Genomic DNA, 15036 nt, shown 5'->3' with positions numbered 1-15036 from the left:
ACGCCGTTTACCGCGCGGCCCCGCCGTCCGTTCCCGGCCGCCGGGACGGCCAGGACGGCTAGGACAGGTCGGGGGCGTCGCGCAGCGCGAGGAGGGCGGCCCGCAGGGCGCGGGGATCGCCCCCGGTCTCCCGGAGGATCGCCATGAACCGGTGCAGGATCGAGTGGCGGTCGTGCCCGCGGTCCAGCAGGCGCTCGGCGACCGTCCACAGCTGCGGCGGGTCGCCGTCCCAGATGCGGGCGGCGAGCCGGAGGTGGGCCTCGATGTGCGCCGGGTCGGCGTCCGGGTGCTCGAACGCCAGCAGCAGGCGCCGGTCCGCGTCGACGGAGGGGTTCAGACGGGTCAGGTCGATGTCGGCGTTGCCGCCGGTCAGGAAGGGGAACGCGAACGCCCGCCGGGCGAGGGCCTCCAGGTCGCCGTCCGGCAGCAGCCGCTCCACCAGCTCCCGGTCGAGCCCGAACGTCGTCGGATCGCGGTACGCCTCGGCGAACTTCCCGGTGATGTCCCAGACCTTGTCGAGGGTCTGGCGGACGCCCTCCTCGGGCAGCCCGGTCCGCCGGCTCGCCCAGCGCACCCACGCGGCGAGCACGTGCGGCATCGCCTCCTGCTCCGCCGGCGACAGCATCACCTTGCGCGGCAGCCAGTGCAGCAGGAACGTCTCGCACTTGACCGGGCTGACCCGTAGCGGACGGCCGAAGTCGTGGTCGCAGCCGTAGTCGATGATGCGGTCGACGCAGCGGCTCGCCGCGGAACGGTCCGAGAGCTCCTCGGCCTCGTCCGACGCGAGGAACTGCGCCGCCATCGTGGCCCGGCGGTCGTGGCCGTAGACGGGCGTGACGGGGACGTGGCCGCCGGGCGGCAGCGCCCGCACCCGGGCCCGTACGAACGCGTGGTAGTTGCCGAAGGTCTCCTTGACCGGTGGGTCCTCGGTGTCGTCCGTCACCGCGAGGGCGCGCTCCAGCCGCGCGCGGGCCGCCGCCGGCGCGATCGGCTCGAACCGCATCAGGGGGCTCTCCTCGGCCTCCTTGCGGCAGTAGCCGAGCAGCTTGTCCACCTGCGACGACACCCACGCGTCGACCACCATGCCGCGCTCGTTGTGGTCGATCACCACCACCAGCGCGTGGCGCTCCTCGCCGCCATAGGTGTAGATGCAGACGATCGAGTCCTGGTCCCCGTAGACGTCGCGCGAGACGTGGCACTCCTCGCAGGCGACCCTTCCGACGCGGTCGGCCCAGCCGGGCCGCGCGACCCCGGCGTCCATGAGCCGCAGCGCGGCCCGCTCGGCCTTGGCGGCCTGCCGCGGCGTGCCGAGCGCGGCGATGCCGGTGAGCAGGGCCAGCGCCGCGGGCGTGCGCGCCGTGGCCGCGTGGTCGACCAGCGCCTCGCCGATGACCTTCTCCACGTCGTCGTGCACGAGCCGCTTGCCCCACCAGGCGCCGAGCATCTCGCTGACGATCAGCTCGGCGTCGAGCGGGCTGCGAACGGCCAGGAGCTCACGGGCCGCGCGGAGCATCTCGGCGAACACGGCGTCCGGCGGCGGCGTGGGGCGCCGTGTCATGCGGCCTCCCCGGTGCCCACCTCGCGCAGGTCGCTCACGGTCTACCTTTTCGGAGTACGTCCCGTAGCGCGCCCGAGGAGGGTGCGCGAGGGATTAGTGGTCCAGTGTCCGACCACTCACCCTACTCGCCCGGCAGGGGTTCGGGTCGGCGTCCGGAGGGCGGTTCGGACTTGATCATCGACATCAGGTGCTCGCGCGCGACGGCCTCGACCAGCCTCGGCGTCAGGTCGACCCCCAGGTGCCGGGCCCGCCGCCGGACGTCGCGAACGCACCGCTCAACGGCGTCGCCGGGGATCGAGGGAAACTCCCGGCGGAGCCGCCCGATCACCGGATCTCGTACGTCGGCCTGCCAGACCAGCTGCGTGGAGGTCATGCGGACACCTCTCGCACCAGACGATCTCAGTCCACCTGCGTCCCGCTCCGCGCCCAATCTCGATCCTCCCCCGAAGAAGTGTCAAGACCTCCGGGGGGACAGGTCGTCCTTGCCCTCCTCGGTGTTCCCGGTGGGGGCGGTGAGCTCACCAGATCGCCCGAAATTTCCCTTCGAATGGTGATGCTGCTCGTCGAGCCAGGCCGGGTGGTGCCAGGCCGCCCATTCCGGCGTGACGTGCCCGAGGAACATCCCGGACAGGGCCCCGGGGTCCCGGAGGGCGTACCAGAGATGCCCGAGGATCACCACGAAGATCGCCAGGGTCAGCCAGTCGTGCACGAACGTCGCGCCGGTGCGCACGGTGTCCGGCCACGGGTGCGGGAACGCGAGGATCAACCCGGTGCCGAGCATGACGATGATCGCCCCCGCGACGAACGCCGCGTTCAGCTTCTGGCCCGCGTTGAACTTGCCGACCGGGTGGATCCCGCGGCCGCCGACGGTCACCCGCCGGTCCCGTCCCCGGAGCCACCGCCAGTCGTCGGGGGAGAACCGGTCGAGCCGCCGCACGTCGTCCCGGAACGCCCGTGAGACCCATCCGAGCAGCGCGGGCACCGGCAGCGCGTACCCGGCGAACACGTGGATCGTACGGATCAGGTGGCGGCGGCCGACCGCCTCGGCCAGCGCCGGCACGTACAGCATGGCGGCCGTGACCAGGCAGACGAGCATGAGCAGGGCCGTCACGTGGTGCACGCCCCGTACGGCGCGGCTGAAGCGGATCATGAAGCCTCCTTCGTCGGAGGAGATGACCGGGGGAGCCGCGCTCTCGATTCCCTCGCTCCGCTCGGTCATGACGTGTATCCGTTCGACCGGCCGATCCAGCCGTCGACGTCGTAGCCGCGCGTCTCCCAGTACCCCGGTCTGACCCGGTCGACCAGGTCGATCCCGCCGAGCCACTTGGTCGACTTGTAGCCGTACATCGGCGCGACGTACATCCGCACCGGCCCGCCGTGCTCGTGGCTCACCGGGCCGCCCAGCATGCTCGTGGCGACGATCACGTCGCGGCGGCGCGCCTGCTCCAGCGTGAGGGTGTCGGTGTACGCGCCGTCGAACGAGGTGAACCGCACGCCCCTGGCCCCCGGCCGTACGCCCACCACGTCCAGGAGGTCGGGCAGGGCCACGCCCGCCCAGGCGACGTCGGGCACCGTCCAGCCGGTGACGCAGTGGAACGTGTCGGTCATCCGCGTCTGCGGCAGCGCCTGCAGGTCGGCGAACCGGAAGGTCCGCGGGTGCTCCACCAGCCCGCCGACGGTGAGCCGGTAGTCCGCCGGGGCGACGTGCCGTACGGAGTCGACCACCGAGTAGAAGCGGAAGCCGCCGGCCGCCGGGATCAGCCCGGTGACCCGGGAGCCGACCGGTCCGAAGGCGCGGCTCACGCCGCTCTGCACGCGCGCGCCGATCGCCACGCCCACGGCTCCGAGGCCGGCCATGCCGAGGACGACGCGCCGGCCGACAGGTGTTCCTTCGCCGCTCATGTCCCTATTCGAGCACCGTCGGCGCCGGCGCCGGAACCGCGGCGGCCGACACGTTCGCGAACCGTCACATCTACGACGCCGGGCCACCGCGTCGTGACCCCGGGTGACCGGCGGAGTCCGCAGGGTGCAGGATGAAGGGCGAACGTTCCGGGAGGACGCCATGACGATCTCGCTGCCCATCGACCCCGAGGCCAACGCGCTGCTGAACCGCAGCCCGCTGGCGCTGCTGATCGCCATGCTGCTCGACCAGCAGGTGCCCCTGGAGCGGGCGTTCGCGGCGCCGTACGAGCTGGCGCGACGGCTCGGGCACGACCTCGACGCCGAGGAACTCGCCAGCTACGACCCTGACGCGCTCGTGGCCGTCTTCGGCGAGCGGCCCGCCCTCCACCGGTACCCCAAGGCGATGGCGGGCCGTGTGCAGGCTCTCAGCCGCGCGGTGCTCGAGGGGTATGACGGAGAGGCCCAGCGCGTCTGGACGGAGGCGGCGTCCGGGCGGGAGCTCCTGCGGCGGGTCGGCGCGCTGCCCGGCTTCGGCGACCAGAAGGCCCGGATCTTCGTCGCGCTCCTCGGCAAGCGGCTCGGCGTACGGCCGGAGGGCTGGCGCGAGGCGGCCGGCCACTACGGCGACGACGGCGCGCACCGCTCGGTGGCCGACATCGTCGACGAGGAGTCCCTGGGCCGGGTCCGCGCCTACAAGCAGGAGATGAAGGCCGCCGCCAGGGCGCGCGCCTGAGGCCGGAGGGCCGCTCCCGCGGCGCGAATCCGGGAGACGTTGCTCACTCTTCGGGCGCGGGATCGCGGACGCCGCTGATTTACAAAGCTTGTCAAAGTGGGAAATGTTCCGCGAAGGCGACGCGCCATCGGAACGGCGCCTGCGTACCGTTCAGCGCGTCGCCCGTACGACACGGGACTCGCCGAGATCGGGGATGTCGCCCGCCCGATGCCGATCGGCCCCTATCATCATGCTTCCCACCGGATACGCGGCCTCGTGCCGGGTGCCCGGCGGGTGACCGGAGGGCGCGTTCGCGCGGCCGCCGGAATAACGTTGCCGGGCGGGGCTTCCGTCGGCGCCGAAGCATCGAGATGATGAAAACCTGACTCCGAGCGGTGTTGTGATGGAGGCGGGAGCGCTAGCCTGCTCCCATTCACCCATAGTGATGCGGAAATGCCTCGCAGTAGGGCCGAGCGCGCGACGGAGGTGTCGACGGTGAGCACCGATACGTCTGTGCCGCAGCCCCGGATCTCTGGCCTCGACGCGTCGGATTCGGCGCTGCTCACCACGTTGCTTCGGGAGGCTCCGATCGGCTTCGCGCTGTTCGACACCGACCTGCGCTTCAAGCGGGCCAACGACGCGCTGGCGCGCATGCACGGCGTGAGCGTCACCGACCTGGAGGGCGCCAGGCCCGCCGAGGTCGTCCCCGGGGAGCTCGGCGGCGTCATCGAGGCGTCCGCCCGCAAGGTCCTCGAGGAGGACCGCGCGGTCTCGGACGTCGACCTGGCCGTCGGCGACCGGCACTGGGCGCACTCCTGGTTCCCCACGCACACGGCCGAGGGCGAGGTGTCCGGGGTCGTCATGGTCGCGGTCGACGTCACCGACCGCGTCCTGGCCGAGCGGTCGATCCGCCGCAAGGAGGAGCGCTACCGCTCCCTCGTCGAGGCCAGCTCCCAGGTCGTCTGGGTGACCACGCCCGCGGGCGAGGTCGTCGACGACGCGCCCGAGTGGCGCGCCATCACCGGCCAGACGCACGAGGAGTACGCCACCGAGGGATGGCTGGGCGCCGTCCACACCGAGGACCGGGCGCGCATCGAGGAGACCTGGCGCTCCTGCGTGACGAACGACCGGATCTTCGAGGCCACCTACCGCATCCGCACCCGCGCGGGCGGCTACCGCAACTACGACGTGCGCGCCGTGCCGATCCGCCGCGACGGCGAGATCGTCGAGTGGGTCGGCGCGAACACCGACGTCACCGGCAAGCGCGAGGCCGAGGAGATGCGGGGCCGGCTGACCGAGCAGCTGTCGGCCGCGGCCCTGCGCACCGCACGCCTCCAGCAGGCGACGTCCATGCTGGCCGAGGCGCTGACCGTCAACCAGGTCGTCTCGGTGATCACCGAGGTCGGCCGCTCGGCGATCGGCGCCGACCGGTCCGCCGTCGCCCTCCTCGAGGACGACAAGCTCCGCCTGCGAATGATCACGCCCGGCGGCATCCCCGAGCTCCCCGGCCCCGCCCGCGAGGAGATCGGCATCGACGGCGCCAGCGTGATGTCGATCGCGGTCCGCGAGCGGCGCCCGTTCCTCGCCGAGAACCCCGTCAGCCTGCGGCTGCAGCTCCGCGGCGAGGAGATCGCCGACTTCGTACGGCGCACCGACGAGCGCGCGTGGGTCGGCCTGCCGCTGCTGGCCGCGGGCCGTGCCCTCGGCGCGCTGCGGTTCTCCTTCACCCGGCCGCGGGAGATCACCGAGGAGGAGCGCGTCTTCCTCGAGGCCCTGGCCGGTCAGTGCGCGCTCGCGGTCGAGCGGGCGACGCTGTTCGAGCGGGAGCACAAGACGGCCGAGGCGCTCCAGCGCAGCCTCCTGCCGGACCGTCTCCCGCAGCTGCCGCCGATCCGCCTGGCGGCCCGCTACCACCCCGCGACGCGCCACGTGCAGGTCGGCGGCGACTGGTACGACGCCTTCCCGCTGGGCGACGGCCGGGTGGCGATCGTGATCGGCGACGTCATGGGCAAGGGCGTCAAGGCCGCGGCCGGCATGGGCCGGGTGCGCAACGCGCTGCGCGCCCTCGCGCTCAACGACCCGCGCCCGTCGAAGGTGATCGGCGGCCTGGACCGGCTCTTCGGCGCCACCGAGGGATGGGAGCAGATCACCACGCTCGCGTACGCCGTCATCGACCCCGCGACCGGCGAAGGCTCGATCAGCAACGCGGGCCACCTGCCGCCGTTGCGGATCCTGCCGGACGGCCCGCCGCGGGTCAGCACCGCCGAGGCGGGGACCCCGCTCGGCTGGCCCTCCGAACGAGAAGAGACAAGTTTTTCGGTCCCACCCGGCAACACTGTGGTGTTCTACTCCGATGGACTGGTGGAGAACCGTAGACGGGGGCTCGACGCCGGTCTCGACGAGATCGTGTCGATCGCCGCCGCCGCCCCACCGGAGGTGCTTGCCGATCCTGAGATACTCGTTGACTTCTTGGTCGACCGGATGCTGGCCGGGTACGACCATGATGATGACGTGACAGTACTTGCCCTACATGTTCCGCCGAAGACGGCGTAGCACGTACGAAGGACCGCTCAGTGCCCTCTAAGGTGGGTGTCACCGGGCAGGACTCCACCGCGCGGAATACGCGGGCGTGCCAGACTGCTAAACCGACAGTGAAGCAGGGGTACGCTGCTCAGCGCAAAGGGCCTGCAGGGCCGGCGCCCGACAGAGCACTGGGTAAACATAGCCACACGTTTCGTTCGAGAGGTGTTTGTGTCGCCTGCGAGTTCGACCTCCAAGCCGTCCGAGCTGCACGAGCACGTTGTCAGGCAATTGATCGAGCGTGGGCGTTCCCAGGGCTACCTCGAGGCCGATGACGTGCGCCGTGCGTTCGAGGAGGCCGACATTCCCGTGTCGAAGGCCTCGAGCATCTTGCGGAGTCTTAGCAAGGAGGGTGTGACCGTCATGGTGAGCGCTGCCGACTCCGCGGCGCCTAAGCGCGCGCGCAACAGCAGCAAGCGCGCGACGCCCGCGACCAAGAAGCCCAAGACGACCACCGCCGCCGCCAAAGAGCAGGACACCGTCACCGCCGTCGTCGAGGACGACGTCGACGTGCCCGCGCGGCCCGCACGTGCCAAGAAGACCGCCGCGGCCAAGCCCGCGGCCAAGCCCAAGAAGGCAGCGCCCAAGAAGAAGTCCGAGGCTCCGGTCGCCAAGAAGGCGGCCAAGGACCCGGAGGACACCGACGAGGTCACCGACGACGCCGAGCTCGAGGTCACCGACCTCGACGACGCGGACCTCACCGACCTCGACGACGTCGCCGACGACGCCGACCTGGAGACCGGGGACGACGCCGACGTCGCCGTCGAGGCCGATGCGGAGGCCGAAGAGGCCCCTGCGGCGGTCGCCGACAAGAAGCCCACGTCGGACGACGACTCCTTCGTCATCGGAGACGACGACGAGGACGCTCCCGCGCAGCAGATCGCCGCGGCCGGCGCCACCGCCGACCCGGTGAAGGACTACCTCAAGCAGATCGGCAAGGTCCCGCTGCTCAACGCCGAGCAGGAGGTCGAGCTCGCCAAGCGCATCGAGGCCGGCCTGTTCGCGGAGGAGAAGCTCGCCCTCGAGCGGCACACCCTGGAGTTCCAGGTGCTCGAGGACCTCGAGTGGATCGCCGAGGACGGCCGCCGGGCCAAGAACCACCTGCTCGAGGCCAACCTGCGGCTCGTCGTCTCCCTCGCCAAGCGCTACACCGGGCGCGGGATGCTGTTCCTGGACCTGATCCAGGAGGGCAACCTCGGCCTGATCCGCGCGGTCGAGAAGTTCGACTACACCAAGGGTTACAAGTTCTCCACGTACGCCACGTGGTGGATCCGGCAGGCGATCACCCGCGCCATGGCCGACCAGGCGCGCACGATCCGCATCCCGGTCCACATGGTCGAGGTCATCAACAAGCTGGCCCGCGTCCAGCGTCAGATGCTCCAGGACCTCGGCCGCGAGCCGACCCCGGAGGAGCTGGCCAAGGAGCTGGACATGACGCCGGAAAAGGTCGTCGAGGTCCAGAAGTACGGCCGGGAGCCGATCTCGCTGCACACCCCGCTCGGCGAGGACGGCGACAGCGAGTTCGGTGACCTGATCGAGGACTCCGAGGCCATCGTGCCCGCCGACGCGGTCAGCTTCACGCTGCTGCAGGAGCAGCTGCACTCCGTGCTCGACACCCTGAGCGAGCGGGAGGCCGGCGTGGTGTCGATGCGGTTCGGCCTGACCGACGGCCAGCCGAAGACCCTCGACGAGATCGGCAAGGTCTACGGCGTGACCCGCGAGCGGATCCGTCAGATCGAGTCGAAGACGATGTCGAAGCTGCGGCATCCGTCCCGTTCTCAGGTGCTGCGCGACTACCTCGACTGAGGGATCTCGCCTAACGATCGCATAACGAAGAGGGTCCGGACGGAAGTTCCCGTCCGGACCCTCTTCGCATGGGGCGGTTCTTCGCATGGGGGCACCGGCCCGTCCGCGTGAAGGTCGGCCGGTTCGCGCTGGAAGGGTCAGCCGGGGCGGGGGAGTGCCGGCCGGTTCCGTCCGACTCCTGCGGCGTCAGTGGGTGATGTTCCGTCCTGCTCCTCGGCCTCAGTGGGTGATCAGGTCGAGATCCGTGCCGTTGAGCTCGGCGGCGTGGCCGAGGTCCAGGACGGTCTTCAGGAGCTCCTCCGGCGTCGCCGGGTCGGCGCCGTTCGCCAGCAGGTCACGGGCGAGCGCCCCGCGGGTCGCCTTCGCCATGTGGCTGACCACCGTGCGCCGGCCCTCCCGCTCGCGGAACACCCGCACCCGGACCGCCGGGGCCTTCCACGCGGCAGCGTACGGCGCGGAGCGCATGTCCACCAGGAGGCCGTCCGCGGGGAGGGCCGCGGTCAGCGCCGGGCGCCATACGGCCGCCAGAGGGCCGAGAGGAGGCAGGCGTACGCCCATGGACAGTCGGTACGGCGGGATGCGGTCCGCGGGCCGCAGCGCGCCCCACAGCGCCGAGAAGATCAGGACGGAGCGTGCGGTGCGCTCCGGGTCGAGGCTCGGCAGGCCCAGGTTGTCGTACAGGACGCCGGTGTAGAGCCGCGACGCGGGCAGCGTGGCCGCGGTACGCAGCGCGCGGTTGTGGGCGATCTCCCCGGACTGCCCGGCGGACAGCCCGAGGACCTGCCGCGCGTCCTCAGCCGGGCCGGAGCACAGGGCGTCGAGCGCGTCGAGTACCCGCTCACGGGTGGCGGCCAGTCCGGGAAGGCTCAGCGTGGACGGGTCCAGCGGCGGCCCGTCGCCGTCGCCGGCCTTGCCCTCGGACGGGGGCAGCAGGATCAGCATCGTCCTCCTTCATCGGCCGGTTCCGTGCGCTGACGGGGTGGCGGGACCGGCATCGTCCTCCTCCGCCGACTCCGTGCGCGGGCGGGATGGCGGCTCGGCATCGTCTCCTCCGCCGGCCGATCCTGCCCTGCGGTGGAACGCAACGAGACGGCGGCCACCCTGGCTGGGTGGCCGCCGTCTCATGGATTATCGGGTCGGCTGGCCTGGCCTACCGTTCGTCCTCCGGTGGGGGTGCAGGGGTCTCAAGCAGCCGGTCGGTTTCGTCGTGAATCTCAGCGCCCTTCGCACGAAGCGTCTCGCCGTACTTACGGCCGTGGTGCGCACAGAACAGCAACTCTCCGCCGCCCGCGAGGACCGCGCGGACGTAGGCCTGAGCACCGCAGCGGTCGCAGCGGTCCACGGCCGTCAGCGGCTTGGTTGGGGCAAGAGCTCCAGTCACGTCGCCTTCCTCGTCTCGGGGTCGGTCGCTTAGGACAACATCTAACCTGACGCGGACGTTCCCATGCGGGTTCTGTGTACGCCCAGAGCGGAATACCCCCTCAGGTGACAAAGGTCACGGTGGTGGCGATTGTCAGATTTGTTCCCAGCGGAACACCCGAACGGCGATCAGTGTGGCGACGAGCGCGAATCCCAACAGGACGCCCATCTGCGGTAGGACCGACGCCGGTCCCTCCCCGCGTACGAGGACCTTCAGCATCCCGCTGTTCAAATGACGCAGCGGGAAGATCTCCGAGATGATCCGTAGCCACCGGGGCGCGTCGTCGATGTTGAAGAAAGATCCACCGAGGAAGGCCATCGGCAGCACGACGATCTGCGTGACCCCCTGCGCCGCCTCCTGCGTCTTCGCCCAGGCCCCGATCAGCATCCCGATGGCGAGGAAGGCCAGCACCCCGCACAGCACCATGGGAATCGCCATCCACCAGTAGTGCGCGAGCTTCAGCCCGAAGAACGGCATGGTCGCCACGCCGATGAACAGCGCCGTCTGCACCAGGGCCACCCCGAGGCTGACGGCGACCCGCGCCGCGAACACGCTGCGGATCGGCACCGGCGACAGGCGCAACCGGCGGAGGAGGCCCTTCGTCCGCCATGTCACGAGTGTGGTGGACGCGCCGAACATGCCGGCCGAGGCGAGCGCCCATCCGAGCAGGCCGGGGGTGATGTACTGGATCGGCTTGAGCGACCTGTCCTCGACCTGCTGTCCCTCCAGCCGGTACTTCGGCGGCCTGCCGGACGCGGCCTGGTTCGCGGCCTGCACCAGGCCGTCGAGCTGCCCCTGGACGGTGCCCGTCTTGACCTGGTCGGCGGCCGAGTAGTGCAGCACCACCCGGTCCCCGCTCTGCTCGATCGCCGCCGCGTAGTCGCCCTTGCGCACCTTCTCCAGGGCGGCGTCCCGGTCGGACAGCCTCGTGAACTTCAGGGACTTGTCGATCCCCGCCCGCATCTCCGCCGGCATCTGGTCCACGATCGGCACCGCGCCGATCTCCAGGACCTTCGACTTCGGCGTGGACTGCCGGGCGAAGATCCCGCCGATGATCAGCAGGAACAGCAGGGGCAGGGCGATCGTGAAGAACAGCGCCCCACGGTCCCGCCGGAACCCGAGGAACATGGCCCGCGCCAGGCTCTGGAAACTGCTCACGCCCGATACTCCCGCCCGGTCAGTTCGAGGAAGACGTCTTCGAGGGTGGCGCCCTTGATCTGGACGCCGTCCAGCGCGCCCCGGCCGGCCAGCGCCGCCACGACGGAGGAGGGGTCACGCGTCGCGATGACGAGCGAGACGCCGTCATCGGTCACGTCATCCACGCCCGGCAGCGCACGCGCCTCGCTCTCGCCCAGCACGCCGCTGGCGACGCTGATCCGGGTCGCGGCGTCCAGGTCGCGGACCAGCGCGGCCGGCGGCCCGCTCCGCAGGATCCGGCCCCGATCGATGATCGCGACCCGGTCGCACAGCGTCTCGGCCTCGTCCATGTAGTGCGTCGTGAGGACGATCGTGCGGCCCTCCGTGTTGATCGCGCGCAGGACGTCCCAGAGATTGCGGCGCGCCTGGGGGTCCAGCGCCGCCGTCGGCTCGTCGAGGAACACCAGCTCCGGCTCGTGCACCAGCGCGCAGGCGATCGACAGCCGCTGCGCCTGGCCTCCGGACAGCTTCTCCACCGGAGTGTCCGCCTTCTCCGTGAGGCCGACCGTCTCCAGCATCGCGTCGGCCTTGCGGTACGGCACCCCGTACAGGGAGCCGAACGTCCGCAGCTGCTCCCGGGCGGTCAGCCGTTCGAAGAAGGAGGACGCCTGCAGCTGCACCCCGATCCTCGGCAGCAGCGCGGGATCGCGCGGCCACGGCGACCGGCCGAGCACCGTCACCTCGCCGCCGTCCGCCTGACGCAGTCCCTCGATGATCTCGAGAGTCGTCGTCTTCCCCGCGCCGTTCGGCCCGAGGATGCCGAAGAACTCTCCCTCCTCGACGGACAGGGTCACTCCGTCGACCGCTTGCACGTCGCCGTACCGCTTTCGCAGGTCGTTGGCGACAATCGTTTTGGGCATGGCTGAACCCTAGGGATGCTTTGATCACCGAACACCCTCCTACCGGTGGATTCGCCGATCTGGAACGGCCTGCGGTCGTCTCCTCCCGAAGATGGAGGGCGTACCGGACCGGCGCGCCGGTCCGCGTAGTGTCGGTCCCGGCGGGTAGCCTGCTGCCCGCACGTCCTACCCCCGAGGAGCACAGCCGTTGACCGCCGCCACCATCACCGCTGAGGACCCGCACGGATACACCGCGCGGCACCTGTCGGTGCTCGAAGGTCTCGAGGCCGTCCGCAAGCGACCCGGGATGTACATCGGGTCGACCGACAGCCGCGGCCTCATGCACTGCCTGTGGGAGATCATCGACAACTCCGTCGATGAGGCGCTCGGCGGTCACTGTTCGCGTATCGACGTCTTCCTGCACGCCGACGGCTCGATGGAGGTCCGCGACGACGGCCGCGGCATCCCGGTCGACGTCGAGCCCAAGACCGGGCTGACCGGTGTCGAGCTCGTCATGACCCGGCTGCACGCGGGCGGCAAGTTCGGCGGCATCTCCTACACCGCCTCCGGCGGCCTGCACGGCGTCGGCGCGTCCGTGGTCAACGCCCTGTCCGCCCGGCTCGACGTCGAGGTCGACCGGGACGGCCAGACCCACGCGATGAGCTTCAAGCGCGGCCTGCCCGGCGACTTCGCCGGCGACGGGCCCGACGCCAAGTTCACCAAGAAGCCCGCCAGGCAGCGCGGCCTGCACCAGACCAAGCGGGTCGCCAAGCGCATCACCGGCACCCGCGTGCGCTTCTGGCCCGACCGCCAGATCTTCCTCAAGGACGCCGCGATCGCCGGCGACACCGTCATCGACCGCATGCGGCAGACGGCCTTCCTCGTGCCCGGCCTGACCATCACGGTCCGCGACGAGCGCGGCGAGGAGCCCGTCGACCACGAGTTCCGGTTCGATGGCGGCATCAGCGAGTTCTGCGACCACCTCGCGAGCGACGCGCCGGTCTGCGACGTGCTGCGCATCCAGGGCCGCGGCCACTTCACCGAGACGGTCCCGGTCCTCGACGAGCAGGGCCACCTCACCCCGACCGACGTCGAGCGCGACATCGACGTCGACGTCGCCATGCGGTGGGGCACCGGCTACGACACGATCACCCGGTCGTTCGTCAACGTGATCGCCACGCCCAAGCACGGCACGCACGTCACCGGCTTCGACCGCGCCCTCGTCAAGATCATCAACGAGGAGCTGCGCGCCACGAAGCTGCTGAAGAACGGCGACGAGCCGGTCGTCAAGGACGACATCCTTGAGGGCCTCACCGCCGTCGTCACCGTGCGCCTGCCGGAGCCGCAGTTCGAGGGCCAGACCAAGGAGGTCCTCGGCACCGCGGCCGCCACCCGCATCGTCTCCCAGGTGGTCTCCCGGGAGCTGAAGGAGGCGTTCGAGAGCCCCAAGCGCGGCCAGAAGCAGCAGATGCGCGCCGTTCTGGAAAAGATCGTCGCGGCCTCCAAGGCGCGCATCGCCGCCCGCCAGCAGCGGGAGAACCAACGCCGCAAGAGCGCCCTGGAGAACTCCGCGCTCCCCGCCAAGCTGGTCGACTGCCGCACCAGCGACGACCGCAGCGAGCTGTTCATCGTCGAGGGGGACTCGGCGCTCGGCACCGCCAAGCTCGCGCGAAACTCCGAGTTCCAGGCGCTGCTGCCGATCCGCGGCAAGATCCTCAACGTGCAGAAGGCGTCCGTCGCCGACATGCTCAAGAACGCCGAGTGCGCCTCCATCATCCAGGTCCTCGGCGCCGGCTCTGGCCGCACCTTCGACCTCGACTCCGCCCGATATGGGCGAATCATCCTGATGGCCGACGCGGATGTGGACGGAGCGCACATTCGGTGCCTTCTGCTCACGCTGCTGCACCGCTACATGCGGCCGATGCTCGAGGCAGGCCGGGTCTTCGCCGCCGTTCCGCCGCTGCACCGGATCGAGCTGGTCAAGCCCAGGAAGGGCCAGGACAAGCACGTCTACACCTACTCCGACGCCGAGTTGCGCAAGAAGCTCGTCGAGTTCGAGCGCCGTAACATCCGCTGGAAGGAGCCGATCCAGCGCTACAAGGGCCTCGGTGAGATGGACGCCGACCAACTCGCCGAGACGACGATGGATCCGCGCCACCGGATGCTCCGCCGCGTCCGCATCGAGGACGCCGAGGAGGCGGAGAAGATCTTCGCCCTCCTGATGGGGTCGGAGGTCGCGCCGCGCCGCCAGTTTATCGCCGCCGGCGCCGCCGAACTCGACGACTCCCGCATCGACATCTGACCCCTGGCCGCGCCCGCCGGACACCGCGTCCGCCGGACCCGGCGTCCGCCGGATATTTGCGTCCGGTGGACACGGCGTCCGGCGCCGGAGGCTGCTCACACCCGGGCGGGCGATCCAAAAGCCCGGCGAAGGTCGTCGCCGAGCCGCCTGTTCTGCGACGCCTGCGCGGTTTCGCGGAGGCGGCCGCCACGCCTTTCCGCCGCCCGGCGGTCATCGAACGCGAGAAGTCGGGGCTTGCGCGACCGGCCTGCTCTGCCGGCCGTCGTTCGACGTCGTGGCCTGCCGTCGGCCTCGATGAGCGGACCGGATGCTCGGCAGAGGCCGTCGCCGGCTGTCGTTTCGCGTCCTCAGACCCGATCGCGCAGTCACGTCGGCGCCGCCGTTGCCGGGTAAGGCCCGGCGGATCGGTCGTCGATCCGGCGGGCGAGCCGAATGCTCGGTGAAGCAGTCGGGGCTGTCGCTCAGCGTCGTGCATGCCGTTTCGCGGTTACGGTCACCGAGCCTTGTGCCCGCTTTTCAATCGACGCTCCAGGCCATCAGGCCCGGAGCGATCGGCCATGGTGGCGCCGCTGTTGACGCCCCGAAGCCGACACATCGGTCGTCGACCCGGCAATCTCGACGGCAACGTGACCACAGCGGGGGCAAAGTCATCGCGTGGCCGGGGGCGGGGGTTCGTCGTCGTGATCGCTGGCGGGTGCTGCGGATAGAACGCAGTATCCG

General features: G+C 70.8%; 12 protein-coding genes. 4 read left to right on the top strand and 8 right to left on the bottom strand.

Features of this window, described 5'->3' with window-relative positions; genetic code table 11:
• Positions 1–58 precede the first annotated feature (58 nt).
• The 4 genes from NE234_RS09960 to NE234_RS09945 form a co-directional block, all read right to left on the bottom strand.
• The gene (locus NE234_RS09960) at positions 59–1558 is read right to left on the bottom strand and encodes a hypothetical protein (protein ID WP_252778604.1); all 1500 of its coding nucleotides are present in this window, start codon (positions 1556–1558) and stop codon (positions 59–61) included.
• A gap of 121 nt (positions 1559–1679) precedes the next feature.
• Complete coding sequence (locus tag NE234_RS09955; RefSeq protein ID WP_252778603.1) at positions 1680–1931, bottom strand: hypothetical protein; 252 nt, start codon at positions 1929–1931, stop codon at positions 1680–1682.
• A gap of 81 nt (positions 1932–2012) precedes the next feature.
• Positions 2013–2777, bottom strand: coding sequence for a cytochrome b/b6 domain-containing protein (locus NE234_RS09950; protein WP_252778602.1), 765 nt, complete (start codon positions 2775–2777; stop codon positions 2013–2015).
• Positions 2774–3460, bottom strand: coding sequence for a molybdopterin-dependent oxidoreductase (locus NE234_RS09945; RefSeq protein WP_252778601.1), 687 nt, complete (start codon positions 3458–3460; stop codon positions 2774–2776). Before NE234_RS09945 ends, NE234_RS09950 begins: the two co-directional genes overlap by 4 nt.
• A gap of 160 nt (positions 3461–3620) precedes the next feature.
• Between NE234_RS09945 and NE234_RS09940 the strand changes: the two genes are divergently transcribed.
• The 3 genes from NE234_RS09940 (at position 3621) to NE234_RS09930 (ending at position 8558) form a co-directional block, all read left to right on the top strand.
• Entirely contained in the window at positions 3621–4193 is a 573-nt protein-coding gene (locus NE234_RS09940) for an HhH-GPD-type base excision DNA repair protein (protein ID WP_252778600.1), read from the top strand.
• 474 nt (positions 4194–4667) lie between these two features.
• Entirely contained in the window at positions 4668–6725 is a 2058-nt protein-coding gene (locus NE234_RS09935) for a SpoIIE family protein phosphatase (RefSeq protein WP_252778599.1), read from the top strand.
• Positions 6726–6923: 198 nt separating this feature from the next.
• Positions 6924–8558: an RNA polymerase sigma factor gene (locus NE234_RS09930; RefSeq protein ID WP_252778598.1), complete on the top strand. Its 1635-nt coding sequence runs from the start codon at positions 6924–6926 to the stop codon at positions 8556–8558.
• A 219-nt stretch (positions 8559–8777) separates the two neighbouring features.
• On the opposite strand, the gene NE234_RS09925 is transcribed toward NE234_RS09930, so the two are convergent.
• From NE234_RS09925 to NE234_RS09910, 4 genes are all read right to left on the bottom strand, one after another.
• Positions 8778–9500, bottom strand: coding sequence for a YaaA family protein (locus tag NE234_RS09925; RefSeq protein ID WP_252778597.1), 723 nt, complete (start codon positions 9498–9500; stop codon positions 8778–8780).
• 208 nt (positions 9501–9708) lie between these two features.
• Positions 9709–9939: a DUF7455 domain-containing protein gene (locus NE234_RS09920; RefSeq protein WP_252778596.1), complete on the bottom strand. Its 231-nt coding sequence runs from the start codon at positions 9937–9939 to the stop codon at positions 9709–9711.
• Between the two features lie 132 nt (positions 9940–10071).
• Positions 10072–11136 (bottom strand): ABC transporter permease, encoded by a 1065-nt coding sequence (locus tag NE234_RS09915; RefSeq protein ID WP_252778595.1) that lies wholly within the window; start codon positions 11134–11136, stop codon positions 10072–10074.
• Complete coding sequence (locus tag NE234_RS09910; protein WP_252778594.1) at positions 11133–12035, bottom strand: ABC transporter ATP-binding protein; 903 nt, start codon at positions 12033–12035, stop codon at positions 11133–11135. Before NE234_RS09910 ends, NE234_RS09915 begins: the two co-directional genes overlap by 4 nt.
• A 187-nt stretch (positions 12036–12222) precedes the next feature.
• On the opposite strand from NE234_RS09910, the gene NE234_RS09905 reads away from it, so the two are divergent.
• The gene (locus NE234_RS09905; protein WP_252778593.1) at positions 12223–14316 is read left to right on the top strand and encodes a DNA gyrase/topoisomerase IV subunit B; all 2094 of its coding nucleotides are present in this window, start codon (positions 12223–12225) and stop codon (positions 14314–14316) included.
• Positions 14317–15036 lie beyond the last annotated feature (720 nt).

The sequence above is a fragment of the Actinoallomurus rhizosphaericola genome (assembly GCF_024055675.1).
In the GTDB taxonomy this organism is placed as follows: domain Bacteria; phylum Actinomycetota; class Actinomycetes; order Streptosporangiales; family Streptosporangiaceae; genus Actinoallomurus; species Actinoallomurus soli.
The sequence above is the reverse complement of the archived record's forward strand: the minus strand, read 5'-3'. Positions and strand labels throughout refer to the sequence as shown.